This is a genomic window from Dyella sp. BiH032 (assembly GCF_031954525.1).
Taxonomy (GTDB): domain Bacteria; phylum Pseudomonadota; class Gammaproteobacteria; order Xanthomonadales; family Rhodanobacteraceae; genus Dyella_D.
Window position 1 is genome coordinate 478,042 of record NZ_CP134867.1, and the last position, 18,850, is coordinate 496,891.

At 69.1% G+C, this 18,850-nt stretch carries 16 protein-coding genes; 9 read left to right on the top strand and 7 right to left on the bottom strand.

Annotated elements, in window-relative coordinates; translation table 11 throughout:
* Positions 1-217: 217 nt before the first annotated feature.
* Positions 218-421 carry a hypothetical protein gene (locus tag RKE25_RS01925; RefSeq protein WP_311840584.1) on the top strand — a complete coding sequence of 68 codons (204 nt, stop codon included), beginning with the start codon at positions 218-220 and terminating at the stop codon, positions 419-421.
* 109 nt (positions 422-530) lie between these two features.
* On the opposite strand, the gene RKE25_RS01930 is transcribed toward RKE25_RS01925, so the two are convergent.
* Together RKE25_RS01930 and RKE25_RS01935 are read right to left on the bottom strand one after the other, a co-directional pair.
* A complete protein-coding gene (locus RKE25_RS01930) occupies positions 531-1,277 on the bottom strand; it encodes a hypothetical protein (RefSeq protein ID WP_311840585.1) in 747 nt (248 codons plus the stop codon).
* 207 nt (positions 1,278-1,484) lie between these two features.
* Positions 1,485-2,462 carry an alpha/beta fold hydrolase gene (locus tag RKE25_RS01935; protein ID WP_311840586.1) on the bottom strand — a complete coding sequence of 326 codons (978 nt, stop codon included), beginning with the start codon at positions 2,460-2,462 and terminating at the stop codon, positions 1,485-1,487.
* Positions 2,463-2,602: 140 nt separating this feature from the next.
* On the opposite strand from RKE25_RS01935, the gene RKE25_RS01940 reads away from it, so the two are divergent.
* The 3 genes from RKE25_RS01940 (at position 2,603) to RKE25_RS01950 (ending at position 5,813) form a co-directional block, all read left to right on the top strand.
* Entirely contained in the window at positions 2,603-3,463 is an 861-nt protein-coding gene (locus RKE25_RS01940) for an AraC family transcriptional regulator (RefSeq protein ID WP_311840587.1), read from the top strand.
* Positions 3,464-3,612: 149 nt separating this feature from the next.
* The gene (locus RKE25_RS01945) at positions 3,613-4,140 is read left to right on the top strand and encodes an FHA domain-containing protein (protein ID WP_311840588.1); all 528 of its coding nucleotides are present in this window, start codon (positions 3,613-3,615) and stop codon (positions 4,138-4,140) included.
* A complete protein-coding gene (locus tag RKE25_RS01950; RefSeq protein WP_311840589.1) occupies positions 4,137-5,813 on the top strand; it encodes a protein kinase in 1,677 nt (558 codons plus the stop codon). Before RKE25_RS01945 ends, RKE25_RS01950 begins: the two co-directional genes overlap by 4 nt.
* A gap of 6 nt (positions 5,814-5,819) precedes the next feature.
* Here the strand turns inward: RKE25_RS01950 and RKE25_RS01955 are convergent, their stop codons facing one another.
* The 3 genes from RKE25_RS01955 to RKE25_RS01965 form a co-directional block, all read right to left on the bottom strand.
* Positions 5,820-6,779, bottom strand: a complete 960-nt coding sequence (locus RKE25_RS01955; RefSeq protein WP_311840590.1) for a LysM peptidoglycan-binding domain-containing protein — start codon at positions 6,777-6,779, stop codon at positions 5,820-5,822.
* Positions 6,776-7,651 carry a serine/threonine-protein phosphatase gene (locus tag RKE25_RS01960; protein WP_311840591.1) on the bottom strand — a complete coding sequence of 292 codons (876 nt, stop codon included), beginning with the start codon at positions 7,649-7,651 and terminating at the stop codon, positions 6,776-6,778. The genes RKE25_RS01955 and RKE25_RS01960 overlap by 4 nt, the downstream gene beginning before the upstream one ends.
* A 91-nt stretch (positions 7,652-7,742) precedes the next feature.
* Positions 7,743-8,015 (bottom strand): hypothetical protein, encoded by a 273-nt coding sequence (locus tag RKE25_RS01965; RefSeq protein WP_311840592.1) that lies wholly within the window; start codon positions 8,013-8,015, stop codon positions 7,743-7,745.
* Here RKE25_RS01965 and RKE25_RS01970 point away from each other — a divergent pair.
* The gene (locus RKE25_RS01970) at positions 8,008-8,211 is read left to right on the top strand and encodes a hypothetical protein (protein WP_311840593.1); all 204 of its coding nucleotides are present in this window, start codon (positions 8,008-8,010) and stop codon (positions 8,209-8,211) included. The two genes, RKE25_RS01965 and RKE25_RS01970, sit on opposite strands and share 8 nt — an antisense overlap.
* Here RKE25_RS01970 and RKE25_RS01975 read toward each other — a convergent pair.
* Positions 8,208-9,071 carry a LysR family transcriptional regulator gene (locus tag RKE25_RS01975; RefSeq protein WP_311840594.1) on the bottom strand — a complete coding sequence of 288 codons (864 nt, stop codon included), beginning with the start codon at positions 9,069-9,071 and terminating at the stop codon, positions 8,208-8,210. The genes RKE25_RS01970 and RKE25_RS01975 overlap by 4 nt on opposite strands.
* 160 nt (positions 9,072-9,231) lie before the next feature.
* On the opposite strand from RKE25_RS01975, the gene RKE25_RS01980 reads away from it, so the two are divergent.
* The 4 genes from RKE25_RS01980 to RKE25_RS01995 all read left to right on the top strand — a co-directional run bounded on the left by RKE25_RS01980 (position 9,232) and on the right by RKE25_RS01995 (position 18,020).
* Positions 9,232-10,257, top strand: a complete 1,026-nt coding sequence (locus RKE25_RS01980) for a LacI family DNA-binding transcriptional regulator (RefSeq protein ID WP_311840595.1) — start codon at positions 9,232-9,234, stop codon at positions 10,255-10,257.
* A 950-nt stretch (positions 10,258-11,207) separates the two neighbouring features.
* Complete coding sequence (locus RKE25_RS01985) at positions 11,208-13,622, top strand: glycoside hydrolase family 3 N-terminal domain-containing protein (RefSeq protein ID WP_311842305.1); 2,415 nt, start codon at positions 11,208-11,210, stop codon at positions 13,620-13,622.
* 269 nt (positions 13,623-13,891) lie between these two features.
* Positions 13,892-16,321 (top strand): TonB-dependent receptor, encoded by a 2,430-nt coding sequence (locus RKE25_RS01990; protein ID WP_311840596.1) that lies wholly within the window; start codon positions 13,892-13,894, stop codon positions 16,319-16,321.
* Positions 16,322-17,135: 814 nt separating this feature from the next.
* Complete coding sequence (locus RKE25_RS01995) at positions 17,136-18,020, top strand: EamA family transporter (protein ID WP_311840597.1); 885 nt, start codon at positions 17,136-17,138, stop codon at positions 18,018-18,020.
* Positions 18,021-18,080: 60 nt separating this feature from the next.
* Here the strand turns inward: RKE25_RS01995 and RKE25_RS02000 are convergent, their stop codons facing one another.
* Complete coding sequence (locus RKE25_RS02000) at positions 18,081-18,803, bottom strand: hypothetical protein (RefSeq protein ID WP_311840598.1); 723 nt, start codon at positions 18,801-18,803, stop codon at positions 18,081-18,083.
* Positions 18,804-18,850: the final 47 nt, after the last annotated feature.

Consider the following 18,850-nt stretch of genomic DNA (forward strand, 5'->3'; position numbering starts at 1 on the left):
AAAAGCGCGGATCGCATGGAGGTAGGAGCCCAGGCGATCCGCTGACCACAACCAACTTCCAAGGAGTTAGTCATGGCTGCAGCCGATGATACGGCAGCTTTTTGCCCGAATGATCCGAACGACCCCCCCGTACCAACCCACTCGGGCGTCCCTTCTACGCCTCCGGCGAGGCGGACGAACCGCCCTCATCCCGCAAGGCCGTGCGGCCGGCATCAGCATGGCCATCCCTGTGCTCACCAGCCTGCTGGCCAACAACGAATGCCTGTGCGATGCGCACGACAGCAGCGCGAGCACGGCGCCCGACGCGCCGCCGTTGCCACCGACCTGCGTGGAAGGCTTGCTGGCGGCACTGCACTTTCTCAGCCTGTACGGAGAATCGCTGAGCTACCGCCTGACGCCGGAGACCGCGCCGATCGGCTGAAGCCGCGAAACATGTGCCGAATGAAAAAAGGGAGCCGGAACAGGCTCCCCTTCGATGTTTCCCGAGGCGTGTCGAAGCGTCTGAACCACACGCTTCCTCCAGCGGGGCATCAGCGCGCGCCGTCGGTCCACGCGCGCGTGTTGCGCTCGATGCGGCCGAAGGTCAGCAGCTGCAGCACCAGGATCAGCAGCAGGATCGGTCCGCCGGCCCGCACCAGCGAACGCCAGGCGGCGTCCTGCTTTTCCTTCTGTGCCAGATAGCCGTCCGCCGGGCTGTCGCCGGACGCGGTGTTCTGTTCGGAAAACACGGTGTCGTACTGGTCGACCACGTCGCCGACCACGGTCATCGGCGCGATGGGCAGATCGCCCTCCGGGCGCTTGGCCAGCAGCGCGTCGATCTTCGGATCGGCCAGCGACTGCTCGAAAGCATCGGCCAGGCCGTTGGCGTAGGCCGCCTTCAGCGCGTCCGTGTCCTGTGCGCTTACTTTGTAGTGGATAGCGTTGAGCTGTGCGGTGAACTCTTCCTCCTCCAGCGTCGCACCCTGCTTCTGCACGAAGGCGCGGATGGCCTTGCCGATGCGGTCGTAGGCGGCGCGATGCGGGTCGGTCGCGCTGATGGCGTCGGCTTCGGTCCCGCTCTGGTTGGCGACGACGCGCTTGACCACGTCGGCGGCGGCCACCTTCGGCGTCTTCGCCGGCGCGGCGCTGGCCGCCTTGAGTTCGGGTTCCGGCGCGGTGGCGCGGCGCCAGTCGAGGGCCGCCTTGAACGCGACGCCCAGCAGGGCGAGCGTCAGCAGCACGGTGAGGAGGCGGATCAGCCCGTTGTAGAGCTGTTCCAGTTTCTGCAGGAGCGACATAGTTCTTCCTTGTGAGTCCGAGTCGTGTGCCGGTCATCCCTGGCGCGCGCCCGTTCCTGGACGCGGCGAAAGCTGACCCGCCGTCGTGGCGGGTCGATGAAAGGCCGGCGCATCTTACGTCATCGCCCTGGCCGGGGCCGGCAAGGCGAGGAGCGCCGGGGGATGGCGGATGGCCGCAGCGGCAGGCCGAAGAGGTAGGCCAGACGCTCAGCCCGCGCGCCACAGTCGCTTCGCCTCTTCCGCGATCACCTCCGGGTATTCTTCCTGGAAGAACAGCTTCCCGTCGGGCACCGGCCGGATGCCGCGGGATTGTGGGAAAGTCCGGTCGAGATAGGCGGCATCGGCCATCGCGAAGATGTCGTCGCTCGCGCCCCACACGATCCGCACCGGTACCTGGCTGCGCTTGAGTTTCGCCTCGATACCCTTCAGCGGATTGGGCTCCAGCGCCAGATGGAACGCGTGGTACTGCTGGCGGCGCAGCGGCGTTCCGACCAGTGGCGTGACGTAGTAGTCGATGGTCTCGTCGGCAAGGCGGTCGGGCGCGTGGAACGCGGCGGCGCCGAAGGTGGCGCGGGCCAGCGCGCGGTCGGTGAGCCACTTCGCGGTGGCGTCGGCAAGCGTGCCCTGGCGCGCCATATCGATGACCGGTTTCACTTTGGCGGGCGGGCTGTCGATTTCCACGTCGCCATTGGTCAGCAGCAGGCTGCGTACGCGCTCGGGGTGGCGAACCAGCAGCAGCTGGGCTACGGCGACGCCGCAGTCGCTGGCGACGATGTCGACCTCGCGCAGGCCGAGCTTGTCCAGCAGCGCCACGAGCATCGCGGCCTGGTCGGCGGCGGCAAGCGACTGGCCTTCCGGCACCTCGGAATAGCCCAGGCCCATGAAATCCGGCGCGATGCAGCGGCGATACGCGGTCAGCCGGTCGATCGCCCCGCGCCACTGGAAACCGTTGAGCGGCGCGCCGTGCAGGAACAGCGCGGCCTTGCCGCGGCCGTGGTCCACGTAGGCGATGCGGCCGAACGGCAGCTCGGCAAAACGGCGCATGGCGCGGAATGCGGCCGCGTCCGTGGGGCTGCTCGGGTCGGGGCTGAACAGGCCGTGGGCCTGCGCCGGCGCGATCAGGCTCGCCGCCGCGCCAGCGGACAGGGTGGCGAGGCTGTACTGGAGGAACTGGCGGCGTTGCATGCTCAAGGACTCCGGAGGGGAAACGGCGGCCATGCTGGCGCCCGCGCCGCGCCGGCGCGTGCACGAACGGCCGGCGCACGGCACGGATGGATGATTTCCGGCACATGCCGGTGAGTCGCGATGGGCGAAGGATGGCGGGCATGACCGGCAGACCCGACTACTACCCCGCCCCGCCGCCCGCGCTGCTCGCCGGCGCCGAGCGCCTGCCACTGCTGGATGTGCTCACCTCGCCCGTGCCCCTGGGCTTGTTCGATTCGCCGGTGGATCACCGCCACGTGCTCTGCCTGCACCTGGGCGAGCCGGTGCCGGTGTCGTACCGCGCCGGCCGCGTCGAGCGGCAGGGCACGCGCTTGCACGGGCAGTTCTGCGTGGTGCCGGCCGGCTCCAGCACGCGCTGGACGCTGACGGCGCCCGCGACCTCCCTGCTGCTGCGCCTGGCGCCCGCGCTGATCGACGAGACCGCCGGAGCCATGGGCGTGGGTGCGTACGACGCCGCGCTGGCGCCGTCCATCCACGTACGCGACCCGCAGGTGGAGCGCATCGGCTGGATGATGCAGGCCGAGGAGCGCGACGGGCACCCCGGCGGCCGCCTGTTCGCCGACAGCCTCGCGTCGGCGCTCGCCGCGCGGTTGCTGGTGCTGCAGACGCGCAAGGCCATGCCGGCTTCGGCGCGCAGTCTGCCGGCGTGGCGGTTGCGCCGCGTGCTCGAATACGTAGAGGCGCATCTGGACGAAGACCTCACGCTGCCGCAACTGGCCGCCGTCGCCGGTTACAGCCTTTCCCACTTCAAGCCGCTGTTCCGCCAGGCCACCGGCCTGCCGGCGCACCGCTTCGTGATGGAGCGGCGCGTCGAACGCGCACGCCTTCGCCTGCAAGAAGGCCGCCTCAGCCTGACCGCCATCGCCGCGGAAGCCGGCTTCGCGCACGCCGGCCACATGGCGCGCTGCATGAGGCGCGTGCTAGGCGCAAGCCCGTCGCAGATCGCGGGAACGGCGCGCTGACGCACCGCGACGGGTGCGCCTGCGGCCGCTGAGCGCGAGATAACGCGCGGCCGGCCCATGCTCCCGGTGTGCGCCCCGTCAAGCTTTGGTCGCCATGGCCGACCTATGTTGGCTACAGTGTCGGGCTGATCCGCAGCGAAAACGCGTCAATGGAAACCCATCGAGCCACTCCGCCTCCCCGCCGTTCCGCCGGCCCGCAGGGCACGCGGCTGTTTTCGGCCGAGGAGCTGAGCCGCCTCGCGGCGGAGACCGCGCCGGCCGCCGCCGGCCGCGCCAGCGCCGAGGAGCCGGTGCTGGAAGGTGCCTCGCCGGGCCTGGAAGGGCACCGCTTCGTGCTGCGGCCGGGACGCCAGACGGTGGGCCGGGGCGGGCACAACGACGTGGTGATCGACGACCTGAGCGTGTCGTCCACGCACGCCTGGATCATGAACCAGCAGGGCCACTACGTGGTCATGAACACGCTGTCGACCAACGGCACCTTCGTGAACGGCGAGCGCGTGCACGAGGCGCCGCTCCGCCACGGCGACCGCGTGCGCTTCGGCCAGGCGGAACTGGTCTTCCTGACCCGCGAGCCCGGCCGCCGGATGGGCAGCGTCACCGGTTGGCTGGTGGCCGCCGTGCTGGTCGCCCTGGCCGGCGCCGCGGCGCTGGTCTGGTGGATGACGACGCGCGCATGAGCGCCGTTCCGCGGACGATCGGCCGCTACCGCATCGATGGCGTACTCGGCGAAGGCGCCATGGCGGTGGTCTATGCCGGTTTCGATCCGGGCATCGACCGCCCGGTCGCGATCAAGTGCCTGCACCGCCATGCCGCGGCCGAACAGGGTTCGCACGATCGCCTGCTGGCCGAGGCGCGTGCCGCGGGCCAGCTCGTGCATCCGAACATCGTCACCATCTTCGATACGGGGCGGACTGCTGACGGCCGCGCCTACATCGCGATGGAGCGGCTGCCGGGCGAGACCCTGGCCAGCCGCGTCGCGCGCGAAGGCCTGCCGCCGCTGGAAGTGGTGATCGAACTGGCCTCGCAGATGGCCGCCGCGCTGGACTACGCGCACGGCCAGGGCGTGCTTCACCACGACGTGAAGCCCGAGAACATCATGCTGGCCGACGACTGGCATTACGCGAAGCTGAGCGACTTCGGCATCGCCGAGCGCCGCGCCGCCGGCGAGGGCGACAGCGGCATCGTGGGCGGCACGCCCGCGTACATGGCGCCGGAGCGCCTGCGCGGCGAAGCGGCCGATCCGCGCAGCGACCTGTTCTCGCTCGGCGTGGTGCTGTACTGGCTGGTCACCGGCAAGCTGCCGTGGCCGGACATCCCGGACATCAAGCGTCTGCTGCGCGAACGCCAGCGGCTGCCGCGGCCGTCCATCGCGCCGGTCGACCCGGCCACGCCGGCGATGCTAGTGGGCATCGTGCGCACCTTGCTGGCGCCGGAACCCGGCGCGCGTTACCAGCGCGGCGCGGAAATCATCGACGACCTGCGCCTGGCGCGGCGCGAGTACGAACGCACGCACGAATCCACCCTGGCTGCCGGCATCATCTCGCTGCGCACGCGCTGGATCGGCGCGCTGGGCGCGACACTGTGCGTGGTGCTGCTGGCGGGACTGGCGGCGATCTACGCCAAACAGAACGCCGCCGTCAGCGGCCTGGCGACGGACTTCGGCGGTTCGCTGGGCCGCATGGTCGCCAGCCAGTCGGCGGAGAACCTGCTGCTGGGCGACGACGCGGCGACGCGCGCGCTGGTGCAGGACGTCTCGCGCAACCAGCAGATCCACTACCTGGCCATCGCCAACCGCACCGGCAAGGTGGTGGCGAGCACGGCGCCGGCGGAAGTCGGCGCCGTGCTGCCCACCGCGCCGGCCGCGACACGCGCGCTGGAAGGTGGCGTGACCAGCTACCAGGGCCGCGTGGACGGCGCGCGCGACGAGGCGATGCTGCTGTTCGACGTGCCGATCCGTTACCAGGACAAGGACGTCGGCGCGCTGCGCCTGGGCGTGAGCCGCGCGCCACTGGTCGCCGCACAGCACACCACGTTCTGGGTGATCGTCGCGGTACTGGTGCTGACGCTGGCGGCGATGGTCGGCGCGGCGTACGTGCTGTTCCGCCGGCCGCTGGCGCTGCTGGGCATGCTGGGCGAGGCGATGATGCGCGTCGCGCGCGGCGAGTTCGGCTACCGCATCCGCCTGGCGCGGCGCGACGAACTGGGCCGGCTGTTCGCCACGTTCAACCTGATGAACGGCGCGCTGCAGGCGCGGCAGACGGGCGATGTTCCCACCGCCTCGCGCGCTGCCGCCGATGCCGCGTCGCAGCCCACGCTGGTGCTGCAGGGCGACGAAGAAACCCTGCGCTGAGCGGGGTCAGAGCTGCTTGAGGCGCTGCTTCAGTTCGACCGCGCGGGCGCGATAGATCACCGCGCGCTCGTAGCCCGGATCGATGTCCAGCACGTGGTCCCACAACGCGATGGCCTGGTCCAGCTTCTGGTCGCGATACAGCAGCACGGCGCGCTCGTGGTACGAGGACAGCAGCTGTTCGCGCAAGGGCTGGTCGCCCGCAGGCTTGAGGTGCGGATCGAGCTTCAGCGCCTGGTCCAGGCGCGCCAGGGCGTCGCTCTTGCGGCCCTGCTTCAGCAGCGCAGCGCTTTCGGATTGCAGCCGCAGCGCGCGGCTGTAGGCGTCGCCATCGCCTGGCGCCGTTGCCGCCGGCGGGTCGGCGTCCGCCGGCGCGGCATGCACCACCAGCGTGTCCGCGGCGGGCGCGCGCGCCGGCGCGGTGGGCAGGCGCACCGTGTCGCCCGTGTGCAGCGCGGACGGATTGGTGGAACCGTTGTAACGGGCCAGCACCAGGAAGCGGTTGGCATCGCCGAGGTAGCGCGCGGCCAGCGTGCTGTACGAATCGCCGGGCTGCACCACGTACATGCGCGACGCCGTGCCCAGCGCGTCGCGCGGGTCGACGGTGAGCTGGCGCAGCAGGCCCTGCGCCGCACGGTCGTTCGGATACCGGGCCAGGTATTCCCGCAGGCGCCGCTCGCCTTCGGCATAGCGGCCGCGTTGCAGGTAGGTGTTGGTGATGATCGTCGGCGACAGCAGGCTGCCGTCGCGGTTGTCCTCGGGCGCGGCGGCCGGCGCCGTCGGGCCGCCGCCCAGCGCTTCGCTGACCTCGGAACGGATGACGCTCACTCGCGCGCAGCCGGCCAGCGCGAGCACGAACCCAAGCAGCGCGACTTGCCGAAAACCCCGTCCCGCGCGCCGCACTTGCCACGAACCGACGACCGGCCACTCCACGAACCACGAACCCAGCACGTTCTTCCCCTGTTTCATCCGGCGGCACCGGCTCGCACCCTGCGCCGCCCCAAAGCCGCGGCCTTCCGGACCGCCTGCCCCACCGCGTGCGTCCATCGCGCCGGCCAGCCCTGCGGGCCCGGCCGGGCGAAGATCAGCGCGACATTATCGCCCTCCTGGCCACCGCGTGTGAGGGCAAGCCGCAGGGCCTCGCGCAGTGCGGCCTCCTGGTCGGATCGTGCGGACAGCAGGCCCAGCTCCGCCGCGCTCAGCTGCGCCCAGACGCCGTCGCTGCACAGCACGAAGCGCTCGCCTGCGCCCAGTACGGCGCAGCCGTGTTCGACCACCGGCGCGTCCGGCCCGCCGAGGCCGCGCAGCAGCTTGTGCTGGTCGGGATCGGCGGCGAGCCTGGCGTCGTCCTGTTCCGCGCCGCGCCGGCGCCGCGCCGCCACGCTGTGGTCTTCCGTGCGGCCGAGCAAACGCGCGCCACGAAAACGGTAGAGCCGGCTGTCGCCGACATGGGCCCAGGCGACCTGCCGGCCGCGTACCAGCAGCGCGACCACCGTGGAATGCGGCGCGCCCCGGGCGACGCGTTCGCCGCGGCGGCGCAGCTCGGCGTGCGCTTCCTGGCAGAGCGCCTCGAGGAACAGCGGGCCGGGCTGGCTCCGCCAGCTACGCGCTTCCCACAGGCGCCGCGCGACGTTCACCACGCCTTCGGAAGCCAATTCGCCCGCGCCTTCGCCGCCCATGCCGTCGGCCAGTACCAGCAGGTAGGCCTGTTCGGCCGCATCGTGCAGGCAGGCCAGATCGTCCTGCTGCGTGGCCCGTCCGCCGCGCGCGCGTCCGGCGGCCACCTGCGGCACGGCCTGAAAGTTGATCGCATCGTCCACCGCTTCCCCCTGTCCAGGCATGGCTGCGGGGCGCCACCTTACGGAAGTCGCGGGCTCGATACCTTGTGCCGGCTCGCGCTCTGGCGATCGGACAGGGGGCGGAAACGCGGCGTTATTCCGGCGAGGGTTCCAGTTCCACCGGCGCGGCGTGGCTCTCGCGCAGCGCAGCAAGCAGCTTCGCGCCGCCGTAGGTGACCCGCAGGTACACCGTGCGCCCGTCCGTTTCGGTCTTGGCCGGCGCCAGCGAGGCAAGGTCCAGTTCCAGCGGGGCCAGGTAGCCCATCAGGATCAGCCGCCCCGCCTCCTTCGCCTCGACATCGTGCAGCTCGCCGCTGTCGATCAGAACGAGCGTCTCGATGTCCTTCGGGTTGAGTTCGATGGGCATAGGCCCCCCTGCATGGCCACGCCGGCTCTTCGACGACGCCTGCATCCTGCGCCGCCGCGACCGCGGGGTGGTGACCTGGATCAAGCGCGGGCGCGATGGCTTCCCGTTCCGCAGCAGCCCCGACCATGGCGAATCGCCAGCGCAGAAAACGGCGCAGGGCCTTCGGAAGACCGATGCGAACGGCTACGGCGACTAGGCCGTCGCGATCCGCTTGAATGCTTCGCCCAGCGCCTGCAGGGCCTGGCGTGAGCGGCGGTCGTTGAGCGCCGTGTACAGCACCACGTCCTGGCTGGGCAGCGGCGGCAGGCCCAGCGTCGCGCCGAGATCGACGGTACCGCCCGGCGCCGCGCGCCGGGCGAGTAACGCGATCGCGAACCCGGCCGCCGCGGCGGCGCCGAGCACCGCGGCACCTTTGCCGATGAAGACCTCGGTCCAGGGGATGCCGGCCTGGTCCAGCGCGCGCACGGCGGCGGCGCGGATGCTGCAGGATTCGCCCTGCGTCGACAGCGGCAGGGGTTCGCCGGGCCGCGGGCGCCAGCCAGCGGCGCCGATCCAGGCGAACTGCTCGCGGTAGAGCAGTTCGCCTTGCTGGTTGCGGTTTTCCGGCTGCACCACCAGCGCAGCGTCCAGGGCGCCTTCCTCGTAGGCCTGCATCACTTCGCGCGAGCCGGCCACGCGCAGTTCCAGCAGCAGCTGCGGATCGTGTTCGTTCATGTGGCGCAGCAGCGCCGGCAGTTCGCTGCCGACGATCAGCTGGCTGATGCCCACCGTGAGCCGCCGCCGTTCCGCCTGGAACGAGGCCACCGCCCGCTCGTGCGCACCGACCAGCGAGCGTGCCGCATCGAGGAACAGCGCGCCCTCCGCCGACAGCCGCACGCGCCGCGGCGTGCGCTCCAGCAGGCGCCGGCCCAGCTGCTCCTCCAGCCGGCGCAGCTTGAGGCTGATGGCCGATTGCGTGGTGGCGAGCGCCTCCGCCGCGCGCGTGAAGCTCTGCAGGTCGGCGGTGAGGACGAAGGCTTTGACGGCGTCGAGATCGAGTGCTTTGGAGGAGTTCATCGCGGCATGTCCGTGGACCGGCGGGGGAGCGGGCGTTCGCGCAGATACTTTCGACCGCGGGCGCCGGTAGGCCGCCGACGCGGCATCGACGTGGCCGCGTCCTTGTAAACGATCCGCCGCGGCAGGCATAGTCCCGCGGACGGGGATGTGGGGAGCATGCATGCGGGTCCGCCTTGAAGACGTAGCGCGCGCGACGGGCGTGTCGCCCAAGACGGTGTCCCGCGTCCTGAACGACGAGCCGTCGGTGAAGGAGTCCACGCGCAAGAAAGTGCTGGCTGCGATGGAGGCGATGAACTACCGCCCCAGTCCCGCCGCGCGCGGGCTCGCCGGCAGCCGTTCGTTCCTCGTCGCGATGCTCTACGACAACAACGACAACCCGGCGTCGACCTACCTGGCGGAGATCCAGGATGGCGTGCTCGACGCCTGCGACGCCAACCGCTACAGCATGATGGTGTGCCCCTTGCGCACGCGCGGGCAGGACCTGATCCGCCGCATTGACGCACTGGTGAGCGACCACCACGTGGACGGCATCGTGATGACCCCGCCGCTCACCGACAACGCCACGCTCCTGCGCCGGCTGAAGGAGCATGGCGTTCCGTACACCAGCATTTCGCCGCTGCACCGCGAGCACACCATCGGCGTATGCATGGACGAGCAGCAGGCGGCCCGCGCGCTGGTAGAACACCTGATCGGACTGGGCCACCGGCGCATCGCGCACATCCTCGGCATCGCCAACCACGGCGCCAGCCGCTGGCGCCTGCAGGGCTACAAGGACGCGCTGGCCGGTGCCGGCCTGCCGTACGACGAGGACTACGTCGTGCAAGGCGAATTCAGCTTCGGCTCCGGCGTGCTCGCCGCGCGCGAGCTGTTCGAATTGCCGCATCCGCCGACAGCCATCTTCGCCGCGAACGACGACATGGCCGCCGGTGTGATGTGGGCGGCGAACGAGCGCGGCTTGAAGGTGCCGCGCGATCTTTCCGTCTGCGGTTTCGACGACACGCCGCTGGCGACGCAGCTGTGGCCGCCGCTGACCACGGTGCGGCAGCCGAGCCGGGAGATGGGGAAGCTCGCGACCTTGCAGTTGATGGACAAGTTGCGCGGGCGCGGCACGGGCTTGCTGTTGCAGGTGCCGTATGCGTTGCAGTTGAGGGAGTCGACGGGGAAGGTGCCGCGGGGGAAGGGGTGAGTTGGCTGGCGCCAACGGGGCGCTGTTTGTGGCGCTTCTTTTCTGCGCGTTTCGCGTTTGCCGTTTCGCGTTTTATCGCTTCGACATAGCCGTAGGTTGGGGTGAGCTTGCGAACCCCAACGTCGGGCGCTGACGATCGCCTCGCCCTCTCATCCTCGTCATTCCGGCGGAGGCCGGAAGCTAGTGGCGATGTGGCTCGGTTGTCGCCTCGTGGCCAGCGTTGTCTCGCCCCTTGCGGGGCGAGGGTTTCGCTCTCCTGCCGGAGAGCGAGTTACTTCTTCTTTGCTTGCCCAATCCCCTCAAGGGGGACCTCGAGAAGAAGTAACCAAGAAGAAAAGGCACCCTGCGCGGCGCCCTCCGCAGCCTACGCTGCTGCGGGTGCGTTGAGGGCTGGCCGGGCTTTTCGACAGGGCATCCTGCCCTGATCGAAAAGGCGGGGACATCCCTGTCCCCGCCCCGCTTCGCGGGCCTGATCGTCCAGCCCTCACCGCCGCGAAGGGAACCCGGGAGATCAAGAGCATTCGGAGCGTCGCTTCGCTCGCTCTTGTTTGGTCGTTGGCTGCTTGCCGCGGTACTGCACTTCTCCTTCTCCCCTCCGGGGAGAAGGCGGGATGAGGGGCGGGTGCTCGCGGCAACGTTTCTACGAAAGCCAAAAAAAGCCCCGTAGATCACCGCAAGATTCAACGCCACGCTCCGCCGGGCCCCTCACCCCAACCATCTCCCCCGGCGGGGAGAGGGAGCCGGTTCTTTGTGCTGCGCCGCCAATTGACAGCGCTGTCATTTCTGCCAATCTCCCGGCTCTGAACGGCTCCGGGGGAGGGAGCTGGTCGTTTCCATGGCGAAGGGAGAGGCACGTGCTGGCGTCTGGTCGTCGTTTGCGTTCGATACCCACCTTGCTGGCTGCGGCGCTTGCCTGCGTGCCGGCGGCATCCTTCGCGGCCGATACCGCGGTGCATCCGGAACGATGGCCTGTGGCGACATGGCCGCTGCCGCAAGACCCGGCACTGGAACAGCGCGTGGCGGCGTTGATGGCGAAGATGTCGGTGGAGGACAAGGTCGGCCAGGTGATACAGGCCGATATCCTCAGCGTGACGCCGGACGACGTGCGCAAGTACCGGCTCGGTTCCATCCTTGCCGGCGGCAACTCCAAGCCGGGTGCGAAGCTCACCGCGACGGCCGAACAATGGAAAGTGCTGGCTGACGCATTCGATCGCGCGGCGATGGACACCAGCGGCGGTCATCCGGCCATCCCGCTGCTGTTCGGCATCGACGCGGTGCACGGACACAACAACACCGTCGGCGCGACGCTGTTTCCGCAGAACTCGGCGCTGGGCAACGCGCGCGATCCGGAACTGATCCGCGAGATCGGCGCGGCGACCGCGGCCGAAGTGCGCGCCACCGGCATCAACTGGACCTTCGCGCCCACGCTCGCCGTGCCGCAGGATTTGCGCTGGGGGCGCGCCTACGAAGGCTATTCGCAGGACCCGCGCATCGTCGCGCAGTACGCCACCGCGATGATCGAAGGCTTGCAGGGCAAGGTCGGTACGCCGGGCTTCCTCGACGCCTCGCACGCCATCGCCTCAGCCAAGCATTTCCTCGCCGATGGCGGCACCCAGAACGGCACGGACCAAGGCGATGCGCAGATCAGCGAAACGCAACTGCGCGAGATCCATGCGGCCGGTTATCCGCCCGCGATCGACGCCGGCGTGCAGACGGTGATGGCCTCGTTCTCCAGCTGGAACGGCCAGAAGATGCACGGCAACAAGGCGCTGCTTACTGACGTGCTCAAGGGCCGCATGGATTTCCAGGGCTTCGTGGTCGGCGACTGGAACGGTCACGGCCAGGTGCCCGGCTGCAGCAACGTCGATTGCCCGGCGTCGATCGAAGCCGGCGTCGACATGCTGATGGCGCCGGACAGCTGGCGCGGCCTGTACGAGCACACGCTGGCGGAGGCGAAGTCCGGCGCGCTGCCGATGAAGCGCCTGGACGACGCGGTCGCGCGCATCTTGCGCGTCAAATTCCGCATGGGGCTATTCGAGGCCGGCTTGCCTTCCGCGCAGCCGCTTGCGAAGCGCTCGGCCGAGATCGTCGGCAGTCCAGCACATCGTGCGCTGGCGCGGCGCGCCGTGCGCGAATCGATGGTGCTGCTGAAGAACAACGGCGGCCTGCTGCCGCTCGATCCGCACAAGCACATCCTGGTAGCCGGCGATGCGGCGGACAACATCTCGCGCCAGAGCGGCGGCTGGACGCTGACCTGGCAGGGCACGGGCCTGAAGAACGCCGATTTTCCGGGCGCGACGTCGATCGGCGCAGGCATGGCCGCACAGGTGAAAGCCGCGGGTGGCGAGGTGGAGATCGCCGCCGACGGCCGCTATGCGCGCAAGCCGGACGTGGCGGTGGTGGTGTTCGGCGAAGACCCGTATGCCGAGTTCCAGGGCGACCTGCCGAACCTGCTCTATCGCCCGGGCGACGAGCATGACCTGGAGCTGTTGCGTCGTTTGAAAGGCGAAGGCATCCCCGTCGTCGCCGTGTTTCTCAGTGGTCGTCCGTTGTGGGTGAACCGCGAGATCAATGCGGCCGATGCCTTCGTCGCCGCAGGGCTGCCCGGCAGTGAAGGCGGCGGCGTCGCGGACGTGCTGCTGCGCGCGAAGGATGGCAGCGTTGCGCACGACTTCCACGGCAAGCTTGCCTACGCCTGGCCGCGCACCGCGGTGCAGAGCGCGGGCGCACAGTTCGCGTTCGGATACGGCCTGACCTACGCGGACCACACCGCGGTGCCGGAGCTGCCCGAGGTGTCCGGCATCACCGGCGAGCAGATTCCGGTGGGCAATTACCTGGAGCGCGGCAAGGCCGTGCACGGCTATCGCATGAGCCTGGCCGGCGCGGACGGTGCCGCCGTGCCGGCCGACGTCTCGGCCGCCGCGACCGCCGACGGCAGCCTGCGCATGACGGCGCTCGACTACAAGGCGCAGGAAGACGCACGTCGTTTCGGTTGGAGCAAGGGCGGCGCGTCGGTGTCGATCCAGGCGGGCGCGCCGATGGATCTCGATCGCCAGACCAATGGCGACGTGCTGCTGGTGACCACGTTGCGCGTGGACTCGCTGCCGGTGGGCGACGCATGGGTCGGCATGGGCTGCGGGCAGGGCTGCATGGGCCGCGTGTCGCTGCTCAAGCCGCTGTCCTCGCTCGCCATCACCCGCTGGGCGAGCGTCGGCGTACCGCTGAAATGCTTCCGCGCCGCCGGTGCCGATATGCATCGCATCGATCGTCCGTTCGTCATGACGGCGGACGGAAAAGCCACGCTCGTGGTGTCCCGCGTGGCGCTGGGCACGGACGCGGACGTGATCGTGGACTGCGCCAAGTGATTTTGTCCGGGCGAGGCCCGTCGCGGTAAGCCGCCGGCCCTCGCCCGCTTTGCAACATAGCCATCGCCGGCGTTCGAGGCGGGCGCCCGCAAAGCCAGTTGTACCAACGGTTTGACGAGGTCTTCACGCGTGCTGCCGCGCGTCAAGCTTCTGCGGAAAGACCGGTCTATCATCCGCCAATGACAGCGCTGTCATTTTCACCTTGAACACCTGCGCAGCCGTCGGGGGATGGCGGCGCTCCAACTACGGACGATATGAGGGGAGACTTCATGAAGTTGCGCTACTCGGCTTTGTACGTCGCCATGGCATTCGCGCTCGCTCCGGGTGCGGTGTTCGCGGCCGATCAGCAGGACACCTCGCAGAACACCCAGGCGCCGGGTACGGCGCCGGAGAAGAAGGTCAAGCAGTTGGATGCCATCGAGGTGAGCGCGACCAAGCGCGAGACCCCGCTGCAGAAAACCCCCGTCGCCGTCAGCGCGATCACGCCCGATCTCCTGGACAAGGAGCGCGTGATGACCGTGCAGGACCTGACCAAGCTGGTGCCGGGCCTGCAGGGCACCGCGCAGGGCGACCACGGCGTGGTGACGCTGACCATGCGCGGCATCGGCAATGACAGCGCCAAGACCGAATATGCCGATCCGGAAGTGGCCACCTTCGTCGACGGCGTGTACTCGCCGCGCGCCGAAGCTGCTTCGGGCCTGCTGCTGGACATGGAAGGCGTCGAAGTGCTGCGTGGCCCGCAAGGCACGCTGTGGGGCCGCAACTCCACCGCGGGCGCGATCAGCTTCCAGACCGCCAAGCCCGACATCGCCGCAGGCTTCTACGGCAACGCGCAGATCGAAGCCGGCAACTACAACCTGACGAGCGCGCGCGCGGCGGTGAACCTGCCGGTGAGCAGCACGTTCGCGTTGCGCGTGGCCGTGGCGAAGGTGCAGCACGACGGCTACGTGGACTACCAGAATCCTGCCGGGCAGCTGCCGAGCATCGCACAGCAGCAGGCGGCGTACCTGGCCGGCGGCGGCAACCCGGCGAAGTTCCGCCCGATCGACCCCAGCCTGTTCGTGCAGGGCGGCGACAAGTACAGCGCGCAGGACCAGACCGCCGCCCGCGTCAGCGCGCTGTGGCAGCCGAACGATGCGTTCAAGTGGAACCTCGCGTACGAGTACTTCATCGACCGCGGCACGCTCAACATGAGCCTGATGCAGACCCCGCGCCAGGGGCAGGATTTCTGGTCGGCGCTGATCGACACCGCGCCGTACCTGCACCGCAACTCCGGCACGGTGCGCAGCCGGATGGACTGGACCATCAACGACGGCATGCAGCTGAGCTACATCGCCGGCTACAACAAGTTCTCCGGCAAGAGCCAGTTCGACCAGGACTCGGGCGTGCAGGTGCCGACCAGCTTCGCCACCGGCGCGCAGTCGCAGAACGACCGCACCAATTCCTCCAACTACAAGAGCTACAGCCACGAGTTCAACCTGCGCTCCACCGGCGAGCAGACCGTGGACTGGATCGTCGGTGCCTACTACGGCTACGAAGACAACAACATCCGCTTCGACATCCCGATCATGAACGGCACGATGGTGTCGGAGTCCGTCGCATGGCAGGGCTCCTTCATCCAGCCGAAGGAGACGGTGAAGTCGACCGCGGCGTTCGGCCAGGCGACTTGGCATGTGTCCGACCACTGGCGCCTCACCGGTGGCGTGCGCTGGTCCGACGACGTGAAGAAGAACATCGACGGCCGCGGCTGGGGCTGGGCCTACGACCCGACCGTGCCGCAGGTGCCGATCGCGCCGAGCACGTATCCGAGCCCGGCGACTGGCTTCAACATCTCCACGCGCAACGACGCCAAGTACAGCGACGACCGCGTGACCTGGCTGGTGCGCGCGGATACCGACATCAGCAGCAACGGCCTGCTGTACGCCAGCGTGTCCACCGGCTACAAGTCCGGCGGCACGCAGGACGCCGGCACGCTGTACAAGCCGGAGAAGCTGACCAACTACGAGATCGGCACTAAGTTCGTCTTCCTCGACGGCAAGCTGACCTGGAACACGGCGGCGTACTACGAGGACTTCAAGGACTTCCAGCTGTCCGCGCCGATCACCTATCCGGACGGCAACCGCGGCTTGGGCTTCAACAACGTCAAGGGCAGCACCAAGGTAGCGGGCCTGGAGTCCGAGCTGGCCTTCCAGCAGAAGGACGACCGCGCCAACCTGGTGTTCTCGTACATTCCGAAGAAGACGCTCGGCACCCTGCTCTACGCCGGCAGCAACGACTACCAGGGCCTGCCGCCGTGCGCGCCGCAGTCGGGCATCTCCGCGTGCATGGACATCTCGGGCAACGACCTGCCGCATGCGCCCACCGTGTCGCTCACCGCGATCTACGAGCACGATTTCCACCTGGGCAACGGCGGCCGCCTGACGCCGCGCTTCAGCGGCCAGTACCAGGGCGACCAGTGGCTGAGCACGTTCAACCTGGGCGACGGCGACAAGCAGAAGGCCTACTTCCGCGGCGACCTGGCCCTGCGCTACACCGAGCCGCAGGACCGCTGGTGGGCCTCCGCCTACGTGCAGAACTTCACCGACGGACGCGTGCGTACCAGCGCCGGCCGCTTTGCGATGCCGGACGGCAGCTTCCAGTACGTCTCGCAGTATCTGCCGCCGCGGACGTTCGGCGTGCAGGTGGGTGTGTGGTTCTGATGTGATCGTGCGGCGCGGCACAGGCCGCGCCGCCGGAGCTTTGCCGTTCGATCCCTAGCCGGAGTCTCGATGCGGCGCCGGCGCCCTCCCCTTGAACGGTATGTTGGCCGGGCCTTTCCCAGGGCCCGGCCGTTTCTTTTTTGGGTTGTGGTGTCCGCTCGATTGTCGCCTCGTGGCTTGCTTGTCTCGCCCAAAGGGCGAGGGTTTCGCTCTCCTGCCGGAGAGCGAGTTACTTCTTCTTGCTTGCCCAAGAAGAAGTAACCAAGAAGAAGGGCCCCCTGCGCGGCGCCCTCCGCAGCCTTCGCTGCTGCGGGTGCGTTGAGGGCTGGCCGGGCTTTTCGACAGGGCATCCCTGCCCTGATCGAAAAGGCGGGGACATCCCTGTCCCCGCCCGCCTTCGGCGGCCTGATCGTCCAGCCCTCACCGCCGCGAAGGGAACCCGGGAGACCAAGAGCCATACGGAGCGTCGCTTCGCTCGCTCTTGTTTGGGTTGTTCTCGCCTCGGTACCGCACTTCTCCTTCTCCCCTCCGGGGAGAAGGCGGGATGAGGGGCGGGTGCTCGCGGAAACGTGGCTAAAGCGAAGCGACGACGGCCAGGTGGATCACGGGCGGGCGTCAAGGCGCATGAGTCGGTGGGTCCCCGAGGAGCCGGCCGGCGTGCTGAGCATCACCCCAGCGGCGCTCCGTAAACGAGGTTGACGAACCTGAGCCTCCACCATTGCTGCCACACCCTGTCAGCAACATGCGCCCACCATCGCCCCACCATCGCGCATCCTGGCATCATGCCCACATTGTCCCCGCCACGACCGCTCCCATGCCTCCCCGTTCCAACGCTCAGATCGCCATCGCGATCGGCGCCCTGCTGATCGCCATGGTCTCGTACCAGTGCGGCGCCTCGCTGGCCAAGCACCTGTTCCCGCAGGTGGGCGCGCAGGGTGCGACGGCGTACCGGCTGGGGCTCAGCGCGCTCATCCTGTTGTTGTGGCGTCGGCCCTGGCGCCGGTCGAACCGCAAGGGCGACTGGCGTGTGCTGTGGGGTTACGGCCTGGCCATGGGTGCAATGAACCTGGTGTTCTATCTCTCGCTGCGGACGATCCCGCTCGGCATCGCGGTGGCGCTGGAATTCACCGGCCCGCTGGCGCTGGCGATGTTCAGTTCGCGGCGCCTGGTCGATTTCGTGTGGATCGCGCTGGTGATCGCCGGGCTGGTCTTGCTGCTGCCGCTGCGCGGGCAGGCGCAGTCGCTCGACCCAGTGGGCGTCATGTATGCGCTCGCCGCGGGCGTGGGCTGGGTGCTGTACATCGTGCTGGGCCAGCGCACGGGCGCGGCCTACGGCAAGGACGCGGTGACCCTGGGTACCACGATCGGCGCGCTGGTGGCGATTCCCTTCGGCGTCGCGCACGCGGGTAGCGCGCTGCTCTCGCCGGCGCTGCTGCCCTATGCGTTCGGCGTGGCCCTGCTCAGTTCGGCATTGCCGTACTCGCTGGAAATGGTCTCGATGACGCGCCTGCCCGCGCGCACTTTCAGCACCTTGCTGAGCCTGGAGCCGGCCGTGGCCGCGATGGCCGGTGTCACGCTGCTCGGCGAACGGCTCAGCCTGCTGCAGTGGCTGGCGATCGGGGCGATCATCGTGGCCTCGGCGGGCACGGCACTGAGTGTGCGGCGGCCCGCCGTGGCGGAGCCGCCGTTGGCGAACTGACCGGACTCGCGTCCGGTCGCCGTGGCTCTGGGGGCGGTCCGATAAGCCCTGCGCACCGTGTCAGGCGAGGTCGACGTGGTGGACGTCGATGGAGACCGCCGTGCGTTCGGGCAGCGGCCGGTTGTCCGGGCCGATGGGGTGGACGCGCCGCCGCGTCGGAAAGACGATGCCACCGATCGTCCGGTGTTCGGACACGCAGTGCGCGCTGGCGGCGCCGCTGCCGATGATGTCCACGCGGTAATCGTGGCGGCGCAGCAGCCCGTCTTCGCTGAAGTAGAACACCTGCTCGCGTGTATGGCCGTGGACGTCCTCAGGGAAAGTCACCTTGAGGCGGCGCCAGGTTTCGCCGTTCTCGTCCCAAGGCTCGATCTCTTCCGTCTGGAAGCCGGGAAGCTTGAACAGGAACGGCGCCGTCAGGTAGTTCCACATCGCATAGCCGGAAAAATAGACCAGGTGCAGAGCGTCCCATGGCGTGGTGAGGACGTGGCCGGCGAAAGCCTGGCGCGGCGCGTGACGTTCTTCGATGACCTTGCCGTCGTCCGCGACGATCGCGACGCGATCCGGCTCGAACAGCGCGTGCTGCCCGTCGTGGAGAAAAGGTGTGTATTCGGTGTGCTGCCGATGCGGGTCGATGCTGACGTGGACATCGGCGAACACTTCCGGCCAGCCCTTCAGGTGCCACATGGCGCCGCCGATGGACACCTGTGCGCTCAGCCTGCGCAGCTGCTGCCAGCGGTCCCAGCCGCCATGCGCTTCGATGGCGGTATCCAAAAGATTTTTCATGCTCGTTCCGGGTAGTGGAGGTATCAGGGCGCGGCGACGCGTCCGTT

Bases quoted from the DNA above. Each gene is read 5' to 3' on its own strand.
- RKE25_RS01925 (WP_311840584.1), top strand. From the start codon at position 218: ATGGCCATCCCTGTGCTCACCAGCCTGCTGGCCAACAACGAATGCCTG.
- RKE25_RS01930 (WP_311840585.1), bottom strand. From the start codon at position 1,277: ATGTCGCTCCTGCAGAAACTGGAACAGCTCTACAACGGGCTGATCCGC.
- RKE25_RS01935 (WP_311840586.1), bottom strand. From the start codon at position 2,462: ATGCAACGCCGCCAGTTCCTCCAGTACAGCCTCGCCACCCTGTCCGCT.
- RKE25_RS01940 (WP_311840587.1), top strand. From the start codon at position 2,603: ATGACCGGCAGACCCGACTACTACCCCGCCCCGCCGCCCGCGCTGCTC.
- RKE25_RS01945 (WP_311840588.1), top strand. From the start codon at position 3,613: ATGGAAACCCATCGAGCCACTCCGCCTCCCCGCCGTTCCGCCGGCCCG.
- RKE25_RS01950 (WP_311840589.1), top strand. From the start codon at position 4,137: ATGAGCGCCGTTCCGCGGACGATCGGCCGCTACCGCATCGATGGCGTA.
- RKE25_RS01955 (WP_311840590.1), bottom strand. From the start codon at position 6,779: ATGAAACAGGGGAAGAACGTGCTGGGTTCGTGGTTCGTGGAGTGGCCG.
- RKE25_RS01960 (WP_311840591.1), bottom strand. From the start codon at position 7,651: ATGCCTGGACAGGGGGAAGCGGTGGACGATGCGATCAACTTTCAGGCC.
- RKE25_RS01970 (WP_311840593.1), top strand. From the start codon at position 8,008: ATGGGCATAGGCCCCCCTGCATGGCCACGCCGGCTCTTCGACGACGCC.
- RKE25_RS01965 (WP_311840592.1), bottom strand. From the start codon at position 8,015: ATGCCCATCGAACTCAACCCGAAGGACATCGAGACGCTCGTTCTGATC.
- RKE25_RS01975 (WP_311840594.1), bottom strand. From the start codon at position 9,071: ATGAACTCCTCCAAAGCACTCGATCTCGACGCCGTCAAAGCCTTCGTC.
- RKE25_RS01980 (WP_311840595.1), top strand. From the start codon at position 9,232: ATGCGGGTCCGCCTTGAAGACGTAGCGCGCGCGACGGGCGTGTCGCCC.
- RKE25_RS01990 (WP_311840596.1), top strand. From the start codon at position 13,892: ATGAAGTTGCGCTACTCGGCTTTGTACGTCGCCATGGCATTCGCGCTC.
- RKE25_RS01995 (WP_311840597.1), top strand. From the start codon at position 17,136: ATGCCTCCCCGTTCCAACGCTCAGATCGCCATCGCGATCGGCGCCCTG.
- RKE25_RS02000 (WP_311840598.1), bottom strand. From the start codon at position 18,803: ATGAAAAATCTTTTGGATACCGCCATCGAAGCGCATGGCGGCTGGGAC.